The sequence below is a fragment of the Rhizobium sp. CIAT894 genome (assembly GCF_000172795.2).
GTDB lineage: Bacteria > Pseudomonadota > Alphaproteobacteria > Rhizobiales > Rhizobiaceae > Rhizobium.
Genome location: NZ_CP020947.1, coordinates 1,663,728 through 1,687,792, shown reverse-complemented (window position 1 = coordinate 1,687,792; position 24,065 = coordinate 1,663,728). Strand labels below are relative to the sequence as shown.

The window sequence follows — 24,065 nt, the reverse complement described above, 5'->3', positions numbered from 1 at the left end:
CGCCCGGTGTGAAGCACCCCGGGCGATATATCATCAGATTATTATTCGGCTGCAGCCGGAGCCGAAAGCAGCGTCACGGTGCCGCCGGCCTTTTCGATCTTTTCGACGGCAGGCTTGGAAGCGCCTGCAACGACGATGGTGATCTTGGCCTTGAGCTCGCCGTCGGCAAGAACGCGAACGCCGTCCTTCGGGCGGCGGATGACGCCGGCTGCCTTGAGAGCAGCTGCGTCAACGGTCGCCTTGGCGTCGAGCTTGCCGGCGTCGATTGCCGCCTGGATACGGGCGAGCGACACGACAACAAAATCGGAAGCGAAAATGTTGTTGAAGCCGCGCTTCGGCAGGCGACGATAGATCGGCATCTGGCCGCCTTCGAAGCCGTTGATGGCGACGCCCGAACGGGACTTCTGACCCTTCACACCGCGACCGGCAGTCTTGCCCGAGCCCGAGCCGATACCGCGGCCGAGGCGCTTGCGGCTGTGAGTCGAGCCTTCGTTGTCTTTAATTTCATTGAGTTTCATGAGCGTTTCCTCCGTCTCACTTCTCGTCGACGACGCGAACGAGATGCTGGACAGCACGGATCATGCCACGAACCGAAGGCGTATCCTCCAGCGTGCGGCGACGGTGCATCTTGTTCAGTCCGAGACCGATCAGCGTGCGCTGCTGAACATCCGGACGGCGAATCGGGCTGCCGATCTGTTCGATCGTGACAGTCTTCGCTTCAGCCTTCTTGGTAGCCTTGGCCATCTGTCAAACTCCTCTTATTCTTCAGAGGCGTTGCCGGAGGCGCTACGACGAGCCTGCAGCGTTGCATACTTGATGCCGCGCTGAGCTGCGATGTCCTTCGGGTGAACCTGGTGCTTGAGAGCGTCGAAGGTGGCGCGAACCATGTTGTAGGGGTTCGACGAACCGGTCGACTTGGCGACGACGTCATGCATGCCGAGCGTTTCGAATACGGCGCGCATCGGACCGCCGGCGATGATGCCGGTACCGACCTTGGCCGAGCGCAGCAGAACCTTGCCGGCGCCGTGGCGGCCATGAACGTCGTGATGCAGCGTACGGCCGTCACGCAGCGGTACGAAGATCAGTTCGCGCTTGGCGGCTTCGGTTGCCTTACGGATGGCTTCCGGCACTTCGCGTGCCTTGCCGTGGCCGAAGCCGACGCGGCCCTTCTGGTCGCCAACGACGACGAGTGCCGCGAAACCAAAACGACGGCCGCCCTTGACGACCTTGGCGACGCGGTTGATCGCGACCAGCTTGTCGACGAATTCGCTATCGCGCTCTTCACGGGCCTGGCGGTCTTCCCGCTGCGGCCTTCTTTCCTGTGCCATTGTCCTCTTCCTTTTTCTTTTCCGGGTGCAATCGGCAAACGAATGTGGACCGCATCAGCCTCCCCTTTCGGAGAGCGCCTGCGGTCCGGCGAAAATCCGGCCGGCGCCAAAAGCGTCCGGCCGGAAACTGATCAGAAGGTGAGACCGCCTTCGCGGGCCGCTTCGGCGAGAGCCTTGATGCGGCCGTGATAGATGAAGGCGCCACGGTCGAATACGACTTCCGTAACACCGGCCTTGGAGGCGCGCTCGGCAACGAGCTTGCCGACAACGGCGGCGGCGGCGGTATCGGCACCGGTCTTCAGAGAACCGCGCAGATCCTTATCGAGGGTGGAGGCAGACGCGAGCGTCTTGCCGGCCACATCGTCGATGACCTGGGCGTAGATGTTCTTCGAGGAGCGATGAACCGACAGGCGCGGACGGCCATTGGCCACCGACTTGAGATGACGGCGCACGCGGTTGGCACGACGTGCAAGTGCTTCTTTCCTGCTAGCCATTTCGCGTGATCCTTACTTCTTCTTGCCTTCTTTGCGGACGATCCGCTCGTCAGCGTACTTGACGCCCTTGCCCTTGTAGGGCTCGGGACCGCGATATTCGCGGATTTCAGCGGCAACCTGACCGACCTGCTGCTTATTGATGCCGGAGACAACAATTTCAGTCGGCTTCGGAACGGCGATCGTGATGCCGACCGGCGGTTCATAGATCACGTCATGGCTGAAACCGAGAGCCAACTGCAGGTTCTTGCCCTGCAGCGAGGCGCGGTAACCGACGCCGTTGATTTCGAGCTTGCGCTCAAAGCCGTCCTTGACGCCCTTAAAGATGCCTTCGATCATCGTGCGGGACATGCCCCACTTCGAACGTGCATCCTTGGTCTGGTTGACGGGCGTCACGACGACCGCGTTGTTTTCGAGCTTGAGGCTGATTTCGTCGTTTGCGACGAAAAACAGCTCGCCCTTCGGGCCCTTAGCAGTCACCTTCTGGCCATCGACCGTAGCCGTGATCCCAGCAGGCACCTGAACGGGCTTTTTACCGATACGAGACATGTTTCAATCCTGTCTGTTCGCTATGGAGATCCTTGCCCGATCTTAGAAGACCGAGCAAAGAACCTCGCCACCAACGTTCTGTTCGCGAGCCTGGTGATCGGCCATCACACCCTTCGGAGTCGAAAGGATGGTGATGCCGAGGCCGTTCGCGACCTGCGGAATGGACTTGACCGAGACATAAACCCGGCGGCCCGGCTTGGACACACGGCCGATCTCGCGGATCACCGATGCGCCTTCATAATATTTCAGCTCGATGCTGAGTTCCGACTTGCCATTGCCGAAATCGACAACGGAATAGCCACGGATGTAGCCTTCGGACTGCAGGACATCGAGAACACGTGCACGGAGCTTGGACGCAGGCGTCGAAACCGACGACTTGCGGCGGGAAGCGCCGTTACGGATACGGGTGAGCATATCGCCCAACGGATCAGTCATTGTCATGTAACCTGCTCCTTACCAGCTCGACTTGACGATACCCGGCACCTTGCCGAGATTGCCCAGTTCACGCAGCGCAATACGCGACATGCGCAGTTTGCGGTAATATGCGCGCGGACGCCCCGAAACTTCGCAACGGTTGCGAATACGGGTCTTCGATCCATCACGCGGCAGGGATGCCAGCTTGATCGAGGCCTTGAACCGCTCTTCGATCGGAAGAGCCTGGTTCATGATGATCGCCTTCAACGCAGCCCGCTTCGCGGCCTGGTTTGCGACCGTAGTACGGCGGCGCTTGTTCTTTTCAACTGCGCTTGTCTTCGCCATGTCAGGTTCCTTTTCTACGCTCGTCGTTACGGTTATTGACGGAACGGGAAGCTGAACTCTTTCAGAAGAGCCCGTGCTTCGTCGTCGGTCGTCGCCGTCGTGCAAACGATGATGTCCATGCCCCACATCTGATCAACCTTGTCGTAGTTGATCTCAGGGAACACAATGTGCTCCTTGATGCCCATGGCGAAGTTGCCACGGCCGTCAAAGCTCTTCGGGTTCAGGCCGCGGAAGTCGCGAACGCGCGGCAGCGCGATGTTCACGAGACGGTCCAGGAACTCGTACATGCGGGCGCCGCGCAGGGTAACCTTCGCGCCGATCGGCATCTGTTCGCGGACCTTGAAGCCTGCGATGGAGTTGCGTGCGCGGGTGATGACCGGCTTCTGGCCGGCGATCGCTGCGAGGTCGGCGGCAGCAACCGTCGGCTTCTTCGAATCAGCGGTGGCTTCGCCCACACCCATGTTGATCACGATCTTGTCGAGCTTCGGGATCATCATCTCGTTGGCGTAGGAGAACTGCTCCTGCATCGCCTTGCGGATGCGCTCGACATATTCCTTCTTGAGCCGCGGCTCGTATTTTGCCTCAGCCATCGATCACTTCTCCAGAACGCTTGGCCACACGGACCTTCTTGCCGTCAACAACCTTGAAACCGACGCGGGTGGGCTTGCCGTCCTTGTCGATGATTGCAACGTTGGACAGGTGAACCGGGGCTTCCTTGTTGATGATGCCGGCTTCCTGGGTCTGCGTCTGGCGCTGATGGCGCTTGACGACGTTGACGCCACGAACAACGGCACGATCTTCCTTCGGCATGACCTGGACAACTTCGCCGGTACGGCCCTTGTCCTTGCCGGCGAGCATGACGACCTTGTCGCCCTTACGAATCTTCTGCATCGCTTCGCTCCTTACAGTACTTCGGGAGCCAGCGAGATGATCTTCATGTGGTTCTTGGCGCGAAGTTCGCGCGGAACCGGTCCGAAGATACGGGTGCCGATCGGCTCTTTCTTGTTGTCGATGAGGACTGCTGCGTTGGTGTCGAAGCGGATGACGGAGCCATCCGGACGACGGATGTCCTTGGCGGTGCGAACGACAACCGCCTTCATCACGTCACCCTTCTTCACACGGCCGCGCGGGATCGCTTCCTTGATCGAAACGACAATGACGTCGCCGATCGAGGCATACTTGCGCTTCGAGCCGCCCAGCACCTTGATGCACATGACACGACGTGCGCCGGAATTATCCGCGACGTCGAGGTTTGTTTGCATCTGAATCATATCAGGTCGCCTTCTTGGTTTACCGGAATGGTTGGGCTAGCCCCCTACTCCGGCTTATGAAAATTTTCGCCGGCCGAGCTGCCGTAACGGCAGCACAGACACGGCAATAGCTGAATAGCGCGGGATCGATCGTGCCAGGGTGGTTTCCCGAACGGGACCTTCCGTGCGCTCAAAGCAAAAGAACGCCCGGCATTCGAGCGTTCTGACGCTGCTTCATACAGATATTTCGGCGAGACGCAAGGCCTCGCGCAAAATTCTGTTTACTTGCCCTGGGCGGCGATGACCGTCCAGCGCTTGTCCTTGGAGATCGGCGCGCATTCCTCGATGGATACGGTATCGCCAATCTTGTACTGGTTGTTCTCGTCGTGGGCCTTGTACTTCTTGGAACGACGAACGGTCTTCTGGAGCAGCGGGTGAGCGAAACGACGCTCGACGCGAACCACTACCGTCTTCTCGTTCTTGTCGCCAACGACGACGCCCTGCAGGATGCGCTTCGGCATATTTTTCTTCCTTTAGGCCTTAACTTCTGCCGCCTTCTGGCGGGCAATGGTTTTCACGCGGGCGATGTCCTTGCGGACTTCGTTGATGCGCGAGGACTTTTCGAGCTGGCCGGTCGCCTTCTGGAAGCGCAGGTTGAACTGCTCCTTCTTCAGGTCTGCAAGCTTGTCCTTGAGCTGGTCGGCCGTGAGGCCGCGTACTTCTTCGGCTTTCATCGTGCCTTCTCCTTACTCTGCGATGCGCTGTACAAAGCGCGTCTTGACCGAGAGCTTGGCCGAGCCGAGGCGAAGCGCTTCGCGCGCGATTTCCTCGGAGACACCGTCGATCTCGAACATCATACGACCGGGCTTGACCTTGCATGCCCAGTATTCCACGGAACCCTTACCCTTACCCATACGGACTTCGGTAGGCTTTGCGGTTACCGGAACGTCCGGGAACACGCGGATCCAAACACGGCCGGCGCGCTTCATGTAACGCGTGATCGCGCGGCGTGCCGCTTCGATCTCACGTGCGTTGACGCGGTTCGGCTCCTGGGCCTTCAGGCCGAATTCGCCGAAGGCAAGGTCGGAACCGCCCTTGGCTACGCCCTTGATGCGGCCCTTGAACTGCTTGCGGTACTTAGTACGCTTTGGCTGCAACATTTTCTTACTTCTCCGAGCTTATCTTTCGCCAGCGCTAATTACGCGTTGTCGCGTTCGCGGCGACGATCGCCACGGTCGCGTTCGCGGCTTGCCGGGCCCTGTGCGTCGCCTTCCAGCGCGCGGCGTTCGGAAGCCATCGGATCGTGCTCAAGGATTTCGCCCTTGAAGATCCAGACCTTGATGCCGCAGATACCGAATGCGGTTTCTGCTTCGGCCGTGCCGTAGTCGATGTCGGCGCGCAGCGTGTGCAGCGGCACACGACCTTCGCGGTACCATTCCGTACGGGCGATTTCAGCGCCGCCGAGACGGCCTGCGCAGGTGATCTTGATGCCTTCGGCACCAAGACGCATCGCGGACTGAACGGCGCGCTTCATGGCGCGGCGGAAAGCCACGCGGCGCTCGAGCTGCTGGGCGATCGACTGAGCGACCAGCGTTGCGTCGACTTCGGGCTTGCGCACTTCGACGATGTTGAGGTGCGTTTCCGAGTTGGTCATATCCGACAGCTTCTTGCGGAGCTTGTCGATGTCTGCGCCCTTGCGGCCGATGATCAGGCCCGGACGTGCCGAGTGGATCGTGACGCGGCACTTCTTGTGCGGACGCTCGATGACCACCTTGGAGATCCCGGCCTGCTTCAGTTCGCTCATGACGAACTTACGCATCTTCAGGTCTTCGTGCAGCAGCTGGCCGTACTCGGCATTGTCCGCAAACCAGCGGCTATCCCAGGTACGGTTGATGCCAAGACGGAAACCGATTGGATTGATTTTCTGACCCATTATGCGGCCTCCTCTACTGCCTGCACTTCACGGACGACGATCGTCAGGTGCGCGAAGGGCTTTTCGATGCGCGACGCGCGACCGCGGCCACGAGCGTGGAAACGCTTCATGACGATCGACTTGCCGACATAGGCCTCGGCGACGACAAGCGCGTCGACGTCGAGATCGTGGTTGTTCTCGGCATTGGCGATCGCAGATTCGAGCGTCTTCTTGACGGCGCCTGCGATACGCTTGCGGGAGAACTCCAGCTCAGCGAGTGCACGCTCGACCTTCTTGCCGCGGATAGCCGCAGCAACCAGGTTGAGCTTCTGGGGGCTGACGCGGAGCGTGCGGGCGACTGCTTGCGCCTCGTTGTCCTTCAGCCGGCGTTCGGCTTTTGCCTTGCCCATTGTTACTTCCTCTTCGCCTTCTTGTCCGCGCCGTGACCGTAGTAGGTGCGGGTCGGAGAGAATTCACCGAATTTGTGACCGACCATGTCTTCATTGACGCTGACCGGGATATGCTTGCTGCCGTTGTAGACGCCGAAGGTAAGACCGACGAACTGCGGCAGGATCGTGGAGCGACGGCTCCAGATCTTGATCACTTCTGCACGTCCGCCTTCACGAACCTTCTCAGCCTTCTTGAGAAGATAGCCGTCAACGAACGGACCTTTCCATACTGAACGAGCCATTGGAGACTTCCTCTCTTACTTCTTACGCTGATGACGCGAGCGCATGATCATCTTGTCGGTCGACTTGTTCGACCGGGTGCGCTTGCCCTTGGTCGGCTTGCCCCACGGTGTCACCGGATGGCGACCACCGGAGGTGCGGCCTTCACCACCGCCGTGCGGGTGGTCGACCGGGTTCATGACGACACCGCGGTTGTGCGGACGCTTGCCGCGCCAAACGGTACGACCGGCCTTGCCGTCGTTGATGTTGGCGTGATCAGGGTTGGAGACGGCGCCGATCGAAGCAAGGCAGGAGCCATGCACGAGACGCTGTTCACCGGAGTTCAGGCGAAGGATCGCCATGCCCTGGTCGCGACCGACGAGCTGTGCGTAGCCACCGGCGGAGCGAGCGATCTGACCACCCTTGCCCGGCTTCATTTCCACATTGTGGATGATGGAGCCGACCGGGATGAACTGCAGCGGCATGGTATTGCCGGGCTTGACGTCGACAGCCTTCTCGGAAGCGATGACCTTGTCACCGGCCGCGAGGCGCTGAGGAGCGAGGATGTAAGCCTTCTCGCCGTCAGCATAGCTCACCAGCGCGATGAAAGCGGTGCGGTTCGGGTCGTATTCGATACGCTCGACCGTGCCTTCGACGTCGAACTTGCGGCGCTTGAAGTCGATCAGACGATAGGTGCGCTTATGACCGCCGCCGATGAAGCGGGCGGTGATGCGGCCGAGGTTGTTACGACCGCCGCTCTTGGTCAGGCCTTCCGTCAGCGCCTTGACCGGCTTGCCCTTGTAGAGGGCCGAACGGTCGACGATGACCAGCTGGCGCTGGCTCGGGGTGATCGGATTGAATGTTTTCAATGCCATTTTCTTATACCTCAGAGACCGGTGGAGACGTCGATCGTCTGGCCTTCAGCCAGGGTCACAACAGCCTTCTTCACGTCCTTCTGCTTGCCGACGAAACCGCGGAACCGCTTGGTCTTGCCCTTGCGCAGCAGAGTGTTGACAGCCGTGACCTTGACGCCGAACAGCGCCTCGACAGCAGCCTTGATTTCCGGCTTCGTCGCCTGCTTGGCGACATTGAAAACAACCTGGTTGTTTTCGGAGACCAGCGTGGACTTTTCGGTGATCGCCGGAGAGACGATCACATCGTAGTGGCGAAGATCGGTCACTTGAATCGCTCCTCTAGCGCTTCAACCGCAGCCTTGGAAAGCACGAGCTTGCCGCGGCGCACGATGTCGTAAACGTTGATGCCCTGGATCGGCAGAACATCGATGTTCGGGATGTTCTGAGCTGCGAGCTTGAAGTTGCCATCAAGTTCTGCGCCACCGATGAAGAGGGCGTTGGTCAGGCCGAGCGTCTCGAAAGCGGACGCGAGAGCCTTGGTCTTGGCTTCAGCAGCAACCAGGTTGTCGATGACGATGACGTCATCGGCCTTGATCTTGGCCGAAAGGGCGTGGCGAAGGCCGAGTGCGCGAACCTTCTTCGGAAGGTCGTGCTCATGGCTGCGAACGACCGGGCCGTGAGCCTTGCCGCCGCCGCGGAACTGCGGAGCGCGAGCCGAATGGTGGCGGGCGCGGCCCGTACCCTTCTGCTTGTACATCTTGGCGCCGGTGCGCGAAACTTCAGCGCGGCCCTTTGCCTTGTGGGTGCCCTGCTGCTTCTTGGCAAGCTGCCAGCGGATGACGCGGGCGAGAATGTCTTCGCGGGGCTCGAGGCCGAAAATCGCATCAGAAAGAGAAACCTTCCCTGCGTCTTTTCCCTCGAGGGTCTTGACGTTGAATTCCATTGGTCCGGCTCCCTTACTTCGCTGCCGACTTGACGGCATCGCGCACGATGATCCAGGCACCCTTGGAACCGGGTACTGCACCCTTGATCAGGATCAGACCGCGATCTTCATCGGTCGAAACCACTTCCAGGTTCTGAGTCGTTACGCGCGTCTGGCCCATGTGACCAGCCATCTTCTTGTTCTTGAAAACCTTGCCCGGATCCTGGCGCGAGCCGGTCGAACCGTGCGAGCGGTGCGAAACCGACACACCGTGCGTGGCGCGGAGACCGCCGAAACCGTGGCGCTTCATGGCGCCGGCAAAACCCTTACCGATCGTCGTGCCCGTCACGTCGACGAGCTGACCGGCGGCAAAGTGACCGGCTTTAAGCTCCGTGCCGATCTCGAGAAGATTGTCTTCCGAGACACGGAATTCCTGAAGCTTCGCCTTCGGCTCGACGTTGGCAACAGCAAAGTTGCCGCGCATCGCCTTCGACGTGTTCTTCACCTTCGCCTGGCCGGCACCGAGCTGAACTGCGGTATAGCCATTCTTTTCGACAGTACGCGTGGCAACGACCTGGACGGCCTCCATGCGCAATACCGTTACCGGGACATGCTCGCCGGCGTCGTTATAGACGCGGGTCATTCCCACCTTCTGTGCAATCACACCTGAACGCATCGGTTCAATCCTTCCAACTCAGCTCGAGCAAGCTCAGAGCTTGATCTCAACATCGACACCGGCGGCGAGATCGAGCTTCATCAGCGCGTCCACCGTCTGCGGGGTCGGGTCTACGATGTCGAGAAGGCGCTTATGCGTGCGCATCTCGAACTGTTCGCGGCTCTTCTTGTCGATGTGCGGGGACCGGTTGACCGTAAACTTCTCGATGCGGGTCGGAAGCGGAACGGGGCCCCGGACGCTTGCACCGGTGCGCTTCGCCGTCGACACGATCTCGCGCGTAGAAGCATCGAGAATCCGGTGATCGAACGCCTTCAGGCGAATGCGGATATTTTGGCCGTTCATTCGACGTTATCCTTGTGTTTGTTTTCCACGTATCTCTGGACAAGACACGGGTTGTTCTTTCTTCCTAAGGCGGACCACCGGTTTCAAAGATCGAGAGGGCGCCGATAGCGGAACCCTATCCAGTCTTCAGGGCCTTCTAGCCCACCTTATTGCTTGTTTACTCGCCGCTTTGTCATCCAAAGCAGTGCGCAAATCGCGCTCGCGCGCCATTTGCTACATTTCTGTGTAATAAGCAAGCGGCTTGCGCCGCCTGCATCATAATAATGTCATCGAATCAGCCGCCCCACCGGAGCGGCCGAATGAATTACTCGACGATCGAAGCCACGATACCGGCGCCGACGGTGCGGCCGCCTTCGCGGATTGCGAAGCGCAGCTTTTCTTCCATCGCGATCGGAACGATCAGCTCGACGGCAACCGTGACGTTGTCGCCAGGCATGACCATCTCCGTGCCTTCCGGCAGCGTCACGATGCCCGTCACGTCGGTCGTGCGGAAGTAGAACTGCGGACGGTAGTTGGTGAAGAACGGCGTATGACGGCCACCCTCTTCCTTCGTCAGGATGTAGGCTTCAGCCATGAACTTCTTGTGCGGCTTGACAGAGCCCGGCTTGCACAGGATCTGGCCACGCTCGACGCCGTCACGGTTCACACCGCGAACCAGTGCGCCGATGTTGTCGCCGGCCTGGCCCTGATCGAGCAGCTTGCGGAACATTTCAACGCCGGTCACCGTCGTCTTCGAGGTCGCGCGGATGCCGACGATCTCGACTTCTTCGCCAACCTTGACAATGCCACGCTCAACGCGGCCGGTCACAACCGTACCACGGCCGGAGATCGAGAACACGTCTTCGATCGGCATCAGGAACGGCTGGTCGATCGGGCGCTCAGGCGTCGGGATGTAGGCGTCAACCGCTGCCATCAGCTCGCGGATCGCGTCTTCGCCGATCTTCTTGTCGCTGTCTTCGAGAGCGGCAAGCGCCGAACCCTTGACGACCGGGATATCGTCGCCCGGGAAGTCGTAGGACGACAGAAGTTCGCGAACTTCGAGCTCGACAAGTTCGAGAAGCTCGGCGTCGTCAACCTGGTCGACCTTGTTCAGGAACACAACGATCGCCGGAACGCCGACCTGGCGGGCCAGCAGGATGTGTTCGCGCGTCTGCGGCATCGGGCCGTCAGCAGCCGAGCACACCAGGATCGCGCCGTCCATCTGCGCAGCACCGGTGATCATGTTCTTGACGTAGTCGGCGTGGCCGGGGCAGTCGACGTGCGCATAGTGGCGGGCCGGCGTCTCATATTCGACGTGCGCCGTCGAAATGGTGATGCCACGGGCCTTTTCTTCCGGAGCAGCGTCGATCTGGTCGTACGCCTTGAACTCACCGAAGTACTTCGTGATCGCTGCCGTCAGAGACGTCTTGCCGTGGTCAACGTGGCCGATCGTGCCGATGTTGACGTGCGGCTTGTTGCGCTCAAACTTACTCTTTGCCATTTTCGGCTCTCCGTTTTGCTAGTCCCCGAGGGGATCTAATTCTTGTTATCGGTCAATTGGTATTCCGGTCACTTCTGACCGGAATACTTTGCCTGGATTTCAGTTGCGACGTTCGACGGGACCGGCGAATAGTGATCGAAGGTCATCGTGTACTGGGCGCGGCCCTGGGACATGGAGCGCAGGTTGTCGACGTACTTGAACATGTTCGCGAGCGGGACGTTCGCGTTGATGACGACGGCGATACCACGGCTTTCCTGGCCCTGGATCTGACCGCGACGGGAGTTCAGGTCGCCGATGACGTCGCCGACATAATCTTCCGGGGTCACGACTTCGACCTTCATCATCGGCTCCAGCAGCTGAGCGCCGGCCTTCTTGGCTGCTTCACGGAAGCAGGCACGCGAGGCGATTTCGAAGGCGAGAACCGAGGAGTCGACGTCGTGGAAGGCGCCGTCGATGAGCGTCGCCTTGACGCCAAGCATCGGGAAGCCCGCGAGCGGACCCGAAGACAGAACGCTTTCGATGCCCTTCTGGACGCCGGGGACGTATTCCTTCGGAACAGCACCGCCGACGATCTTGGATTCGAACTTGAAGTCGTCGCCATCCGGGTTCGGTTCGAAGATGATCTTGACGCGCGCGAACTGGCCGGTACCACCGGACTGCTTCTTGTGCGTGTAGTCTTCTTCGTGCTGACGCGTAATGGTTTCGCGGTAGGCAACCTGCGGCGCGCCGACGGTTGCTTCGACCTTGAATTCACGACGCATGCGGTCGACGATGATATCGAGATGCAGTTCGCCCATGCCGGCGATGATGGTCTGGCCGGATTCCTGATCGGTCTTGACGCGGAAGGACGGATCTTCTGCAGCCAGGCGGTTGAGCGCGAGGCCCATCTTTTCCTGGTCGCCCTTGGTCTTCGGCTCGATGGCGATCTGGATGACCGGCTCGGGGAATTCCATGCGCTCGAGGATAACCGGCTTCAGCGGATCGCAGAGCGTGTCGCCCGTCGTGGTTTCCTTGAGGCCGGCAAGAGCGACGATGTCGCCTGCGAAGGCTTCTTCGATGTCTTCACGCGAGTTGGAGTGCATCTGCAGCATGCGGCCGACGCGCTCGCGCTTGTCCTTGACCGTGTTCATGACCGACGCGCCCTTCTCGAGCTTGCCGGAGTAGATGCGGGCGAAGGTCAGCGAACCGACGAAGGGGTCGTTCATGATCTTGAAGGCGAGCATGGACAGCGGCTCGTTGTCGTCGGCATGACGCTCGATGTCGGCTTCCGTCTTGAAGTCGATGCCCTTGATCGCCGGGATGTCCATCGGAGACGGCAGGTAGTCGACAACGGCGTCGAGCAGCGGCTGTACGCCCTTGTTCTTGAAGGCGGTGCCGCAGAACATCGGGTGGAACTTGACGTCAATCGTGCCGCGGCGAACGAGTTCGCGGATCTTGTCGTTGTCGGGCAGAACGCCTTCGAGATACGCTTCCATCGCGGCTTCGTCGATGTCGACGACCGTCTCGATCAGCTTTTCGCGATATTCCTCGGCCTTGGCCTTCATGTCCTCGGGGATCTCGACGACATCCCACTGAGCGCCGAGCGATTCGTCGCGCCAGATGAGAGCGTTCATCTCGATCAGGTCGATAACGCCCTTGAAGTCGCTTTCAGCGCCGATCGGCAGCTGCATGACGACGGCCGTGGCGCCGAGACGGGTCTTGATCATCTCGACGGAGCGGTAGAAGTCAGCGCCGGTCTTGTCCATCTTGTTGCAGAAGATCATCCGCGGGACATTGTACTTCTCGGCCTGGCGCCAGACGGTTTCCGTCTGCGGCTCAACACCGGCGTTGGCGTCGAGCAGCGCGATAGCGCCGTCGAGAACGCGCAGCGAACGCTCGACTTCGATGGTGAAGTCGACGTGGCCGGGGGTGTCGATGATATTGAAGCGGCGCATCTTGCCGTCACGGCCCTTCCAGAAGGTCGTGGTGGCAGCAGAGGTGATCGTGATGCCACGCTCCTGCTCCTGCTCCATCCAGTCCATGGTGGCTGCGCCGTCGTGGACTTCGCCGATCTTGTGCGACTTGCCGGTGTAATAAAGAATACGCTCGGTGGTCGTGGTCTTGCCGGCGTCGATGTGCGCCATGATACCGAAATTACGGTAGTCTTCGATCTTATATTCGCGAGCCATTGTGGACTGCCTTTCGATACCGTTCGGAATTACCAGCGATAGTGCGAGAACGCACGGTTGGCATCAGCCATCTTGTGCGTGTCTTCGCGCTTCTTGACGGCGGAGCCGCGGTTGTTGGACGCATCGAGCAGTTCACCGGACAGGCGATCGATCATGGTGGTTTCATTGCGCTTGCGGGCGGCAGCAATCAGCCAGCGAATGGCGAGAGCCTGGCGGCGCTCCGGACGAACGTCGACCGGTACCTGATAGGTCGCACCACCGACGCGGCGCGAGCGAACTTCAACGTGCGGGGCGATGTTGTCGAGCGCGGAATGGAAAACCGTCAGCGGCTCCTGCTTGGACTTGCCCTGGACGACGTCGAACGCGCCATAGACGATGCTTTCAGCAACGGACTTCTTGCCGTCGAGCATGATGGCATTCATGAACTTGGTGACGATGAGATCGCCGAACTTCGGATCCGGATTGATCTCGCGCTTTTCTGCTTTATGACGTCTGGACATAGTTTTCGTCTCTTCAACCGTTAAAGGCGCTTCATCACGCGGAGGACCTCGCGCAGCGCCGAATTATTCAAAACCGAATTACTTCGGACGCTTCGCGCCATACTTGGAGCGACGCTGCTTGCGGTTCTTGACACCCTGGGTATCGAGAACGCCGCGGATGATGTGATAACGGACACCCGGAAGGTCCTTGACGCGGCCGCCACGGATCATGACGACAGAGTGTTCCTGAAGGTTGTGACCTTCGCCGGGGATGTAACCAATGACTTCGAAGCCGTTGGTCAGGCGGATCTTTGCGACCTTACGCAGAGCCGAGTTCGGCTTCTTCGGCGTGGTCGTGTAAACGCGCGTGCAAACGCCGCGCTTCTGCGGGTTCTCCTGGAGTGCGGGAACCTTATTACGCTTTACGTTCGCCTGGCGAGGCTTGCGGATCAGCTGGTTTACGGTAGGCATTCAACCATCCCTTACGTTTATCTCAGTACCCTTGCGGGCTTGAACTCGCGCCGTCTCCGGCAGTGACGCACGCTTTCCGTCAATGCGCAAAATATGGCCCGATCCGCTTCCGCAGATGGACCACAAGGAGCAGAGGACGCATAAAATATGCGTCATGCGTGCAGCATCATGACTTCAACGTGCGTTTAGAACCTTGTTTGAGGTGAACTTCAGGGCGCGTCGCCCCGAAAAGCCAAGCCTCACATGGGATCTGATGGCCGGGGTACTACTGGTTTCCACCTGTCTCGTCAAGGCCGGTTAAGAAATAAACTCGCCGTATCGCCTTGATCTCAGGGCCTGACGCCCTGATTTCACCCTTCTAGACGAAATGGCGGCCGTGCGCCAAGATAAAAACTTGGGCATTGCGGTAAAAGCAGTTAAGGAATCAGCAATTGCGGCGTACGGCCCTCACAGCAGGATTCGAGCGACCGAATCGTCAAAGAGCCGAAGGACAGACGATGATTACGACACCTGACAACGACAATAATTTCGACGGGCCGATGATCTTCATCATCATCGGCAAGGGCTACGAGTCCGACGCCAGCGAGGGCATCGACCTGCACATCATGCTCAAGGCGCCCGACGACGACACTGCTGTACGCGAGGCGCTGAACGCGCTTGCCGAGGAGGGCTTCATCGAGGCCGATCTCGACCAGATCGGCATGCTGACCGAGGTGCCCGCCGAAGAGCCGCACGCCTCTGCCTATCAGGGCGCCGTCGATGGCGAGGTCGCGATCATCCGCTTCAACTGAAGGGAGTTGACGCTGCCGGTCGCTAAAGCAGCATAGGCGCAAGCAACACCTTCCCTCCCCCAGCAATCAAAGCAGACCAAAAACAAAAACCGCCCGGATCGCTCCGGGCGGTTTTTCAATTCATCGGCATCAGCCGCGGATTATTCCGCGGCCGGAGCCTTTTCGGCCATGTCCTGCAGCATCGGCGTGGCAACGGCTGCGCCCGTGCCCTTGCGGCGCTCTTCGAGGATCAGCTCGTCGCGCGACGTGGCGATACGGCGGATCTGGGTCATGGTGCCGCCGGTGCCGGCCGGGATGAGGCGGCCGACGATGACGTTTTCCTTCAGACCCTGCAGGCCGTCGGTCTTGCCGGCGATCGCAGCTTCCGTCAGCACCTTGGTCGTTTCCTGGAAGGACGCGGCCGAGATGAAGGACGGGGTCTGCAGCGACGCCTTGGTGATGCCGAGCAGAACCGGATCGCCATAGGCAGGCTTCTTGCCCTGCTCGATCAGGTGATCGTTGACGTCTTCGAGCTCGATCCGGTCGACATTGTCGCCGACGATATAGGTCGAGTCGCCTGCATCGGTGATCTCCACCTTCTGCAGCATCTGACGGACAATCACCTCAATGTGCTTGTCGTTGATGACAACGCCCTGCAGGCGGTAAACTTCCTGGATCTCGTTGACGAGGTAGGATGCCAGAGCCTCCACGCCCTTGATCGCAAGGATGTCGTGCGGAGCCGGGTTACCGTCGAGGATGTAGTCACCCTTTTCGATATAGTCGCCTTCCTGAAGGTGGAAGGGCTTGCCCTTCGGGATCAGGTATTCGACAGGCTCGACACCGTCTTCCGCCGGCTCGATGATGACACGGCGCTTGTTCTTGTAGTCGCGGCCGAGGCGGATCGTACCATCGATCTCTGCGATGATGGCGTGGTCCTTCGGACGGCGGGCTTCGAAGAGCTCGGCAACACGTGGCAGACCGCCGGTGATGTCCTTGGTCTTGGCGCTTTCCAGCGGCGAACGCGCAAGCACGTCACCCTGGGAGACCTTGGTGCCCGGCTCGACCGACAGGATCGCGTCGACCGAGAGCAGGAAGCGGGCGTCACCACCACGCGACAGCTTCGCGACATTGCCGCTGGCATCCTTGATGACGATCGCCGGCTTGAGGTCCGAACCGCGCGGGGTCGAACGCCAGTCGATGACCTGACGCTTGGTGATGCCGGTCGACTCGTCGGTCGCTTCCAGAACGGAGAGACCGTCGACCAGGTCTTCGAACTGCACGGTACCAGCCACTTCCGTCATCATCGGGCGGGTGTAAGGATCCCACTCCGCCAGACGCTGGCCGCGCTTGACCTTGTCGCCTTCGTCGACATGCAGCTTCGAACCGTAGGCCACACGCTGCGACGAACGCTCGACGCCACGCTCGTCCAGGATCTGGACGGTCATGTTGCGGCCCATGGCAACGAGGTTGCCATCCGAGTTGCGCAGGATGTTACGGTTCTTGATCTGCACCGTACCTTCGTACGAGGCTTCCAGGAACGACTGGTCGACCACGGTTGCCGTACCGCCAAGGTGGAAGGTACGCATGGTGAGCTGGGTGCCCGGCTCGCCGATCGACTGAGCGGCGATGACGCCGACGGCTTCGCCCATGTTGACAGGCGTACCACGGGCCAGGTCGCGGCCGTAGCAGACCGAGCAGACGCCCGTCTGGATTTCGCAGGTCAACGCCGAACGGATACGGATCGACTGGATACCGGCCTTTTCGATCTCGATGACATCGGGCTCGAGGATCATCTTGCCGGCATCGACGATGCGCTCACCGGTGACCGGATGATCGATATCGTCGAGCGCCGTGCGGCCGAGGATACGGGCGCCGAGCGAGGCAACCACCTGACCGGCATCGACGATGGCGGTCATGGTGAGGCCGGTTTCGGTACCGCAATCGACGTGCGTGACGATGCAATCCTGCGCGACGTCGACGAGACGACGGGTCAGGTAACCGGAGTTGGCGGTCTTCAAGGCGGTGTCTGCCAGGCCCTTACGGGCGCCGTGCGTCGAGTTGAAGTACTCGTTGACGGTCAGGCCTTCCTTGAAGTTCGAGATGATCGGCGTCTCGATGATTTCGCCCGACGGCTTGGCCATGAGGCCGCGCATGCCGCCCAGCTGGCGCATCTGGTTCGGAGAACCGCGGGCGCCGGAATGCGACATCATGTAGATGGCGTTCATCGGCTTCTGGCGGCCAGTGTTCGGATCGAACTCGACAGCCTTAATACGGGCCATCATGTCTTCAGCGACCTTCTCGGTTGCCTTGCCCCAGGCGTCAACGACCTTGTTGTACTTTTCGCCCTGGGTGATCAGACCGTCGTTATACTGCTGCTCGTATTCCTTGACCAGGTTTTCGGTCTCGCCAACGATCTTTGCCTTGGTTTCCGGAATGACCATGTCGTCCTTGCCGAACGAAATGCCGGCGCGGCAGGCATGGCTAAAGCCGAGCTGCATGATGCGGTCGCAGAAGATGACCGTGTCCTTCTGGCCGCAATGGCGGTAGACCGTGTCGATCATCTTGGAGATGTTCTTCTTGGTCATTTCCTGGTTGCAGATGTCGAAGGGCACCTTGCCGTTCTTCGGCAGCAGTTCGCCGATGAGCAGACGGCCAGGTGTCGTCTCATAGATCTTCGAGTAGGGCTTGCCATCCTCGTCGATCGACTTGAAACGGCCGCGGATCTTGGTGTGCAGCGTCACGACCTTGCTTTCAAGAGCGTGATGCAGTTCGCCGAGATCGGAGAAGGCCATGCCTTCGCCCGGCTCGTTCTGGTTCAGGATCGACAGATAGTACAGGCCGAGAACCATGTCCTGCGAGGGAACAATGATCGGCGCACCGTTGGCCGGGTGCAGGATGTTGTTGGTCGACATCATCAGCACGCGGGCTTCGAGCTGGGCTTCGAGCGACAGCGGCACGTGGACGGCCATCTGGTCACCGTCGAAGTCGGCGTTGAAGGCCGTGCAGACGAGCGGATGCAGCTGGATCGCCTTGCCTTCGACCAGGGTGGGTTCGAAGGCCTGGATGCCCAGGCGGTGCAGCGTCGGTGCGCGGTTCAAAAGAACCGGATGCTCGCGGATGACCTCGTCGAGGATATCCCAGACTTCGGGCTTTTCCTTTTCGACGAGCTTCTTGGCCTGCTTGACCGTCGAGGAATAACCCTTGGCGTCGAGGCGGGCATAGATGAACGGCTTGAAGAGCTCAAGCGCCATCTTCTTCGGCAGGCCGCACTGGTGCAGCTTCAGTTCCGGACCGGTGACGATGACCGAACGGCCGGAATAGTCGACGCGCTTGCCGAGCAGGTTCTGGCGGAAGCGACCCTGCTTGCCCTTCAGCATGTCGGAGAGCGACTTCAGCGGACGCTTGTTGGCGCCGGTGATAACACGACCGCGACGGCCGTTGTCGAACAGCGCGTCAACCGATTCCTGCAGCATGCGCTTTTCGTTGCGGATGATGATGCCAGGCGCGCGAAGCTCGATCAGGCGCTTCAGACGGTTGTTGCGGTTGATGACGCGGCGGTAGAGATCGTTCAGATCCGACGTCGCAAAACGGCCGCCGTCGAGCGGAACCAGCGGACGCAGGTCCGGCGGAATGACCGGGACGACCTTCATGATCATCCATTCCGGACGGTTGCCCGATTCCATGAAGTTCTCGACGATCTTCAGGCGCTTCATCAGCTTCTTCTGCTTGAGATCCGACGTGGTGTCGGCAAGCTCGGAGCGCAGGTCGCCGGCGATCTTTTCGAGATTCATCGAGGCCAGCATCTCGTAGATCGCCTCAGCGCCGATCATCGCGGTGAACTGGTCTTCGCCGTATTCGTCGACGGCAAGCATGTACTCTTCTTCCGAGAGGAGCTGATGCTCCTTCAGAGCGGTCAGGCCCGGCTCGGTGACGATGTAGTTTTCGAAGTAGAGGACGCGCTCGACATCCTTCAGCGTCATGTCGAGAAGCGTCGAGATGCGCGACGGCAGCGACTTCAGGAACCAGATGTGGGCAACGGGAGCGGCGAGCTCGATATGGCCCATGCGCTCACGGCGAACGCGCGACAGCGTGACTTCGACGCCGCACTTTTCGCAGATGATGCCCTTGTACTTCATGCGCTTGTACTTGCCGCACAGGCATTCGTAGTCCTTGATCGGTCCGAAGATGCGCGCGCAGAACAGACCGTCGCGTTCCGGCTTGAACGTGCGGTAGTTGATGGTTTCCGGCTTCTTGATCTCACCGTAGGACCAGGAGAGGATCTTCTCCGGAGATGCGATCGAAATCCGAATGGAATCGAAATTCTGTGCAGGCACCTGCGGATTGAAAAGATTCATGACCTCTTGGTTCATGCCTGTCTCCTTCATGGGCTAAAGCGCCCTCAAAATGCGATGGTCGGCGGCAATTTCCCGGGAGCCGCCTCCCTCGCTTAAACGAGAATAACCGCAAGCTGCGGCGAAACTTCCCTTCCGGGCCGACACGGATACGGCGCCCGGCGGGACCGGCGTGCGCCGCATTGGCAGCGCACGCCCTATCAAGTGCTTACTCGGCCGCGTCGGGCAGCTGAGCTGCCTGCGCCTCGTCAAGCTTGGTGTTTTCGAGCTCGACGCTGAGACCCAGAGAGCGCATTTCCTTGACGAGAACGTTGAAGCTTTCCGGAATACCGGCTTCGAACGTGTCGTCTCCGCGGACGATGGCTTCGTAGACCTTGGTGCGGCCGGCGACGTCGTCCGACTTTACCGTCAGCATTTCCTGCAGCGTGTAGGCCGCGCCGTATGCTTCGAGCGCCCAGACTTCCATTTCGCCGAAGCGCTGGCCGCCGAACTGCGCCTTGCCACCCAGCGGCTGCTGGGTCACGAGCGAGTAAGGACCGATCGAACGGGCATGGATCTTGTCGTCGACCAGGTGGTTGAGCTTCAGCATGTAGATGTAGCCCACGGTCACCTGGCGGTCGAACTGCTCGCCGGTACGGCCGTCATAGAGCGTCGACTGACCGGTATCCTTGAGACCTGCCAGACGCAGCATGTCGTTGACGTCGCCTTCGTTGGCACCGTCGAAGACAGGCGTCGCGATCGAAACGCCGCGCTTCCACTGATCGGCGAGACGCAGAACGGAGTCGTCGTCGAACTCGTGGACCTGTTCGGCCTTCGGACCGTCACCGACAACATCGCCGATGGTCTTGCGCAGCGGCTCGATATTGCCGTTGGCCTTATACGCTTCGATCAGTTCGCCGATCTGGCGACCCATGCCGGCGCAGGCCCAACCCAGGTGGGTTTCAAGGATCTGGCCGACGTTCATGCGCGAGGGAACGCCGAGCGGGTTCAGAACGACGTCGACATGCGTGCCGTCTTCGAGGAACGGCATGTCCTCGACAGGCACAATGCGCGAGACGACGCCCTTGTTCCCGTGACGGCCGGCCATCTTGTCGCCCGGCTGGATCTTGCGCTTCACGGCGACGAAGACCTTGACCATCTTCATAACGCCAGGAGGCATTTCATCGCCGCGCTGGACCTTCTCGACCTTATCCATGAAGCGCTGTTCAAGGCGCGACTTGGATTCGTCGTACTGACCGCGGAGCGCTTCGAGTTCGCTCTGGACCTTCTCGTCTTCGACCGCGAACATCCACCACTGCGAGCGGGGATATTCAGAGACGACGGCGTTCGAAAGCTCGGTGCCCTTCTTGAAGCCCTTCGGACCGGCGATGGAGGCCTGGCCGCGCAACATTTCGATCAGACGGCCGTAGACGTTACGGTCGAGGATCGCCTGCTCGTCGTCGCGGTCCTTGGCAAGACGCTCGATCTCTTCGCGCTCGATCGCCATCGCGCGCTCGTCCTTCTCGACGCCATGGCGGTTGAAGACGCGAACTTCGACGATCGTGCCGTAGGTGCCGGGCGGCATGCGCATGGACGTATCGCGCACGTCGGAGGCCTTTTCGCCGAAGATGGCGCGCAGAAGCTTTTCTTCCGGCGTCATCGGGCTTTCGCCCTTCGGCGTGATCTTGCCGACGAGGATATCGCCCGGCTGAACTTCGGCGCCGATATAGACGATGCCGGCTTCGTCGAGGTTCTTCAGCGCTTCTTCCGAAACGTTTGGAATGTCGCGGGTGATTTCCTCAGGACCAAGCTTGGTGTCGCGCGCCATCACTTCGAATTCCTCGATGTGGATGGAGGTGAACACGTCGTCGGCAACGATACGCTCGGAGAGCAGGATCGAGTCTTCGTAGTTGTAGCCATTCCAGGGCATGAACGCGACGAGCGCGTTGCGGCCGAGCGCCAGATCGCCGAGATCGGTCGACGGGCCGTCGGCGAGAATGTCGCCGCGGTTGACGACGTCACCGACGGTGACCAGCGGACGCTGGTTGACGCAGGTGTTCTGGTTCGAACGCTGGAACTTCTGCAGGCGGTAGATATCGACGCCGGATTTGCCGGCTTCGAGGTCTTCCGTGGCGCGGATAACGATACGCGTCGCGTCGACCTGGTCGACCACGCCGCCGCGGCGCGCGCCGATCGCAGCGCCCGAGTCACGGGCGACGACCGGCTCCATGCCGGTGCCGACGAACGGAGCTTCGGCACGCAGCAGCGGCACGGCCTGACGCTGCATGTTCGAGCCCATGAGCGCGCGGTTGGCGTCGTCGTTTTCCAGGAACGGGATGAGAGCGGCTGCGACCGAAACGACCTGCTTCGGCGAAACGTCCATCAGGTTCATGCTGTCGCGAGGAGCGAGCATAACTTCGCCGGCATGACGGCAGACGACGAATTCGTCCACGAAGGAGCCGTCGGCATTCATTTCGGCGTTGGCCTGGGCAACGTAGTACTTCGCCTCTTCCATGGCGGAGAGGTAGAGCACGTCGTTCGTCACCTTGCCGTCGACGATGCGGCGGTACGGGCTTTCGATGAAGCCGTACTTGTTGACGCGCGCAAAGGTCGCCAGCGAGTTGATCAGACCGATGTTCGGGCCCTCAGGCGTTTCGATCGGGCAGATACGGCCGTAGTGGGTCGGATGCACGTCGCGGACTTCGAAGCCGGCGCGCTCGCGGGTCAGACCGCCCGGGCCAAGAGCCGAAAGACGGCGCTTGTGGGTGATTTCCGAGAGCGGGTTGACCTGGTCCATGAACTGCGAGAGCTGCGAGGAACCGAAGAATTCGCGGACGGCGGCAGCCGCCGGCTTGGCGTTGATCAGATCCTGCGGCATGACCGTGTCGATTTCGATCGAGGACATGCGTTCCTTGATCGCGCGCTCCATGCGCAGCAGGCCGAGACGATACTGGTTTTCCATCAGCTCGCCGACAGAGCGGACGCGGCGGTTGCCGAGGTTGTCGATGTCGTCGATCTCGCCCTTGCCGTCGCGCAGTTCGACCAGCATCTTGACCACGGCCAGGATGTCGTCCTTGCGCAGGATGCGGACGGTGTCTTCGACGGTCAGGTCGAGACGCATGTTCATCTTGACGCGACCGACGGCGGAGAGGTCGTAACGCTCCGCATCGAAGAACAGCGAGTTGAACATGGCTTCGGCCGATTCCATGGTCGGCGGTTCACCCGGACGCATGACGCGGTAGATGTCGAACAGAGCGTCCTGACGGTTCTCGTTCTTATCGGCCGACAGCGTGTTGCGGATGTAGGCGCCGACATTGATGTGGTCGATGCCGAGAACCGGGATCTCGTCGAAACCGTTCGACAGGATGATGCCGAGCGTCTTCTCGTCGATTTCGTCGCCGGCCTCGAGGTAGATCTCACCCGTCGAGTAGTTGACGATGTCTTCGGCGAGGTAGTTGCCGTAAAGGTCGTCGTCGCCGGCCTTCAGCGCCTTCAGACCCTTGTCGGAGAGCTGGCGCAGCAGGCGCGGCGTCAGCTTCTTGCCGGCTTCCACGACGACTTCGCCGGTATCGGCGTCGACCATCTCGGTGATCGCCTTGGCGCCCTTCAGCGTTTCCGGCTTGAAGGGAATGCGCCAGCCTTCGCCGTCGCGCTTGTAGAGCGACTTCGTGTAGAAGGTGTCGAGAATTTCCTCGCCGTCCATGCCGAGCGCCATCAGCAGCGACGTGACCGGAATCTTGCGGCGGCGGTCGATACGGGCGTAGACGATATCCTTGGCGTCGAATTCGATATCGAGCCAGGAGCCGCGATACGGGATGACGCGGGCAGCAAAGAGCAGCTTGCCGGAAGAATGGCTCTTGCCCTTGTCGTGGTCGAAGAACACGCCCGGCGAACGGTGCATCTGGGAGACGATGACGCGCTCGGTGCCGTTGACGATGAACGTGCCGTTATTGGTCATGAGCGGCATGTCGCCCATGTAAACGGACTGTTCCTTGATGTCCTTGATCGACTTGGCGCCGGTATCCTCATCGATATCGAACACGATGAGGCGCAACGTCACCTTGAGCGGCGCTGCATAGGTCAGGTCGCGCTGACGGCATTCGTCAACGTCGAACTTCGGCGGCTCGAATTCGTAGGATACGAATTCGAGCATGGAAGCGCCGGAGAAATCGGTGATCGGGAAAACCGACTTGAAAACGGCCTGAAGGCCCTCGTCGGGCCGGCCGCCTTTCGGCTCTTCAACCATCAAAAACTGGTCGTAGGACGCCTTCTGAACCTCGATGAGGTTCGGCATTTCTGCGACTTCGGGGATCTTACCAAAAAACTTGCGTACGCGCCTGCGACCGTTGAACGAAAGGGTCTGAGCCATCGTCGCTCCTTCAAAATCTTGCACCCGGGCCTGCAACGGACGGGAACCGATGGCCAGTCGATCCCGTCAATCAATGGGTCGTTCAATCTCGTCCGACTCCCGAAAACGCTCAGCTCGGATTGCTGTGCTGCCCTCGGCGCGAGACTATCCTTTTGAAGAACCCATTACCCAAAAGCCGGTTTGACGCGGCTTTTGGGTAATTCGTTCAGAAAAACGGCAAATGGGAGGCAGCAATTGCCGCCTCCC

28 protein-coding genes are annotated in these 24,065 nt (G+C 60.2%); 1 reads left to right on the top strand and 27 read right to left on the bottom strand.

Annotated features, from left to right (window positions below; all coding sequences use genetic code 11):
• Positions 1-41: 41 nt before the first annotated feature.
• From rplO to rpsL, 25 genes are all read right to left on the bottom strand, one after another.
• Complete coding sequence (gene rplO / locus RHEC894_RS08400; protein ID WP_085736918.1) at positions 42-518, bottom strand: 50S ribosomal protein L15; 477 nt, start codon at positions 516-518, stop codon at positions 42-44.
• 16 nt (positions 519-534) lie between these two features.
• Positions 535-744, bottom strand: a complete 210-nt coding sequence (rpmD, locus tag RHEC894_RS08395) for a 50S ribosomal protein L30 (RefSeq protein ID WP_003547566.1) — start codon at positions 742-744, stop codon at positions 535-537.
• A 14-nt stretch (positions 745-758) separates the two neighbouring features.
• On the bottom strand, positions 759-1,328 hold the full coding sequence (gene rpsE, locus RHEC894_RS08390; RefSeq protein ID WP_085736917.1) for a 30S ribosomal protein S5: 570 nt from the start codon (positions 1,326-1,328) through the stop codon (positions 759-761).
• 131 nt (positions 1,329-1,459) lie between these two features.
• Positions 1,460-1,822, bottom strand: a complete 363-nt coding sequence (rplR, locus tag RHEC894_RS08385; protein ID WP_085736916.1) for a 50S ribosomal protein L18 — start codon at positions 1,820-1,822, stop codon at positions 1,460-1,462.
• A gap of 12 nt (positions 1,823-1,834) precedes the next feature.
• Complete coding sequence (gene rplF, locus RHEC894_RS08380; protein WP_003578670.1) at positions 1,835-2,368, bottom strand: 50S ribosomal protein L6; 534 nt, start codon at positions 2,366-2,368, stop codon at positions 1,835-1,837.
• A gap of 42 nt (positions 2,369-2,410) precedes the next feature.
• The gene (gene rpsH, locus RHEC894_RS08375; RefSeq protein WP_003547562.1) at positions 2,411-2,809 is read right to left on the bottom strand and encodes a 30S ribosomal protein S8; all 399 of its coding nucleotides are present in this window, start codon (positions 2,807-2,809) and stop codon (positions 2,411-2,413) included.
• A gap of 12 nt (positions 2,810-2,821) precedes the next feature.
• Positions 2,822-3,127: a 30S ribosomal protein S14 gene (gene rpsN / locus RHEC894_RS08370; RefSeq protein WP_003573787.1), complete on the bottom strand. Its 306-nt coding sequence runs from the start codon at positions 3,125-3,127 to the stop codon at positions 2,822-2,824.
• 32 nt (positions 3,128-3,159) lie between these two features.
• Positions 3,160-3,717 carry a 50S ribosomal protein L5 gene (rplE, locus tag RHEC894_RS08365; protein WP_003573788.1) on the bottom strand — a complete coding sequence of 186 codons (558 nt, stop codon included), beginning with the start codon at positions 3,715-3,717 and terminating at the stop codon, positions 3,160-3,162.
• Positions 3,710-4,018 (bottom strand): 50S ribosomal protein L24, encoded by a 309-nt coding sequence (gene rplX, locus RHEC894_RS08360; RefSeq protein WP_003547559.1) that lies wholly within the window; start codon positions 4,016-4,018, stop codon positions 3,710-3,712. Before rplX ends, rplE begins: the two co-directional genes overlap by 8 nt.
• 11 nt (positions 4,019-4,029) lie before the next feature.
• Positions 4,030-4,398 (bottom strand): 50S ribosomal protein L14, encoded by a 369-nt coding sequence (gene rplN / locus RHEC894_RS08355; RefSeq protein ID WP_003573790.1) that lies wholly within the window; start codon positions 4,396-4,398, stop codon positions 4,030-4,032.
• A 260-nt stretch (positions 4,399-4,658) separates the two neighbouring features.
• Positions 4,659-4,898 (bottom strand): 30S ribosomal protein S17, encoded by a 240-nt coding sequence (gene rpsQ, locus RHEC894_RS08350; RefSeq protein ID WP_004674926.1) that lies wholly within the window; start codon positions 4,896-4,898, stop codon positions 4,659-4,661.
• A gap of 12 nt (positions 4,899-4,910) precedes the next feature.
• Positions 4,911-5,111 (bottom strand): 50S ribosomal protein L29, encoded by a 201-nt coding sequence (gene rpmC, locus RHEC894_RS08345; protein ID WP_085736915.1) that lies wholly within the window; start codon positions 5,109-5,111, stop codon positions 4,911-4,913.
• A 12-nt stretch (positions 5,112-5,123) separates the two neighbouring features.
• Positions 5,124-5,537, bottom strand: coding sequence for a 50S ribosomal protein L16 (gene rplP, locus RHEC894_RS08340; RefSeq protein WP_003573792.1), 414 nt, complete (start codon positions 5,535-5,537; stop codon positions 5,124-5,126).
• A gap of 38 nt (positions 5,538-5,575) precedes the next feature.
• Positions 5,576-6,310: a 30S ribosomal protein S3 gene (gene rpsC / locus RHEC894_RS08335; protein WP_003573793.1), complete on the bottom strand. Its 735-nt coding sequence runs from the start codon at positions 6,308-6,310 to the stop codon at positions 5,576-5,578.
• Positions 6,310-6,699 carry a 50S ribosomal protein L22 gene (rplV, locus tag RHEC894_RS08330; RefSeq protein WP_003573794.1) on the bottom strand — a complete coding sequence of 130 codons (390 nt, stop codon included), beginning with the start codon at positions 6,697-6,699 and terminating at the stop codon, positions 6,310-6,312. Before rplV ends, rpsC begins: the two co-directional genes overlap by 1 nt.
• A 2-nt stretch (positions 6,700-6,701) precedes the next feature.
• The gene (rpsS, locus tag RHEC894_RS08325) at positions 6,702-6,980 is read right to left on the bottom strand and encodes a 30S ribosomal protein S19 (RefSeq protein WP_003573797.1); all 279 of its coding nucleotides are present in this window, start codon (positions 6,978-6,980) and stop codon (positions 6,702-6,704) included.
• Positions 6,981-6,995: 15 nt separating this feature from the next.
• Positions 6,996-7,832 (bottom strand): 50S ribosomal protein L2, encoded by an 837-nt coding sequence (gene rplB, locus RHEC894_RS08320; protein WP_010067087.1) that lies wholly within the window; start codon positions 7,830-7,832, stop codon positions 6,996-6,998.
• 11 nt (positions 7,833-7,843) lie between these two features.
• Positions 7,844-8,137 carry a 50S ribosomal protein L23 gene (locus RHEC894_RS08315; RefSeq protein WP_003547550.1) on the bottom strand — a complete coding sequence of 98 codons (294 nt, stop codon included), beginning with the start codon at positions 8,135-8,137 and terminating at the stop codon, positions 7,844-7,846.
• Positions 8,134-8,754, bottom strand: coding sequence for a 50S ribosomal protein L4 (rplD, locus tag RHEC894_RS08310; RefSeq protein WP_085736914.1), 621 nt, complete (start codon positions 8,752-8,754; stop codon positions 8,134-8,136). Before rplD ends, RHEC894_RS08315 begins: the two co-directional genes overlap by 4 nt.
• 13 nt (positions 8,755-8,767) lie before the next feature.
• Entirely contained in the window at positions 8,768-9,409 is a 642-nt protein-coding gene (rplC, locus tag RHEC894_RS08305) for a 50S ribosomal protein L3 (protein ID WP_003573801.1), read from the bottom strand.
• Between the two features lie 33 nt (positions 9,410-9,442).
• Positions 9,443-9,751 (bottom strand): 30S ribosomal protein S10, encoded by a 309-nt coding sequence (gene rpsJ / locus RHEC894_RS08300; protein ID WP_003547547.1) that lies wholly within the window; start codon positions 9,749-9,751, stop codon positions 9,443-9,445.
• A 304-nt stretch (positions 9,752-10,055) separates the two neighbouring features.
• Positions 10,056-11,231 (bottom strand): elongation factor Tu, encoded by a 1,176-nt coding sequence (gene tuf, locus RHEC894_RS08295; protein ID WP_003573803.1) that lies wholly within the window; start codon positions 11,229-11,231, stop codon positions 10,056-10,058.
• Positions 11,232-11,299: 68 nt separating this feature from the next.
• Positions 11,300-13,399, bottom strand: coding sequence for an elongation factor G (gene fusA / locus RHEC894_RS08290; protein WP_085736913.1), 2,100 nt, complete (start codon positions 13,397-13,399; stop codon positions 11,300-11,302).
• A 29-nt stretch (positions 13,400-13,428) separates the two neighbouring features.
• Positions 13,429-13,899: a 30S ribosomal protein S7 gene (gene rpsG, locus RHEC894_RS08285; RefSeq protein ID WP_085736912.1), complete on the bottom strand. Its 471-nt coding sequence runs from the start codon at positions 13,897-13,899 to the stop codon at positions 13,429-13,431.
• Positions 13,900-13,977: 78 nt separating this feature from the next.
• The gene (rpsL, locus tag RHEC894_RS08280; protein WP_003547537.1) at positions 13,978-14,349 is read right to left on the bottom strand and encodes a 30S ribosomal protein S12; all 372 of its coding nucleotides are present in this window, start codon (positions 14,347-14,349) and stop codon (positions 13,978-13,980) included.
• 497 nt (positions 14,350-14,846) lie between these two features.
• Here rpsL and RHEC894_RS08275 point away from each other — a divergent pair, with 497 nt between their 5' ends.
• Complete coding sequence (locus RHEC894_RS08275; protein ID WP_028757598.1) at positions 14,847-15,140, top strand: hypothetical protein; 294 nt, start codon at positions 14,847-14,849, stop codon at positions 15,138-15,140.
• Between the two features lie 140 nt (positions 15,141-15,280).
• On the opposite strand, the gene rpoC is transcribed toward RHEC894_RS08275, so the two are convergent.
• Both rpoC and rpoB read right to left on the bottom strand, forming a co-directional pair.
• Complete coding sequence (gene rpoC, locus RHEC894_RS08270; protein WP_085736911.1) at positions 15,281-19,489, bottom strand: DNA-directed RNA polymerase subunit beta'; 4,209 nt, start codon at positions 19,487-19,489, stop codon at positions 15,281-15,283.
• 190 nt (positions 19,490-19,679) lie between these two features.
• Entirely contained in the window at positions 19,680-23,819 is a 4,140-nt protein-coding gene (gene rpoB, locus RHEC894_RS08265; protein ID WP_085736910.1) for a DNA-directed RNA polymerase subunit beta, read from the bottom strand.
• Between the last annotated feature and the right edge of the window lie 246 nt (positions 23,820-24,065).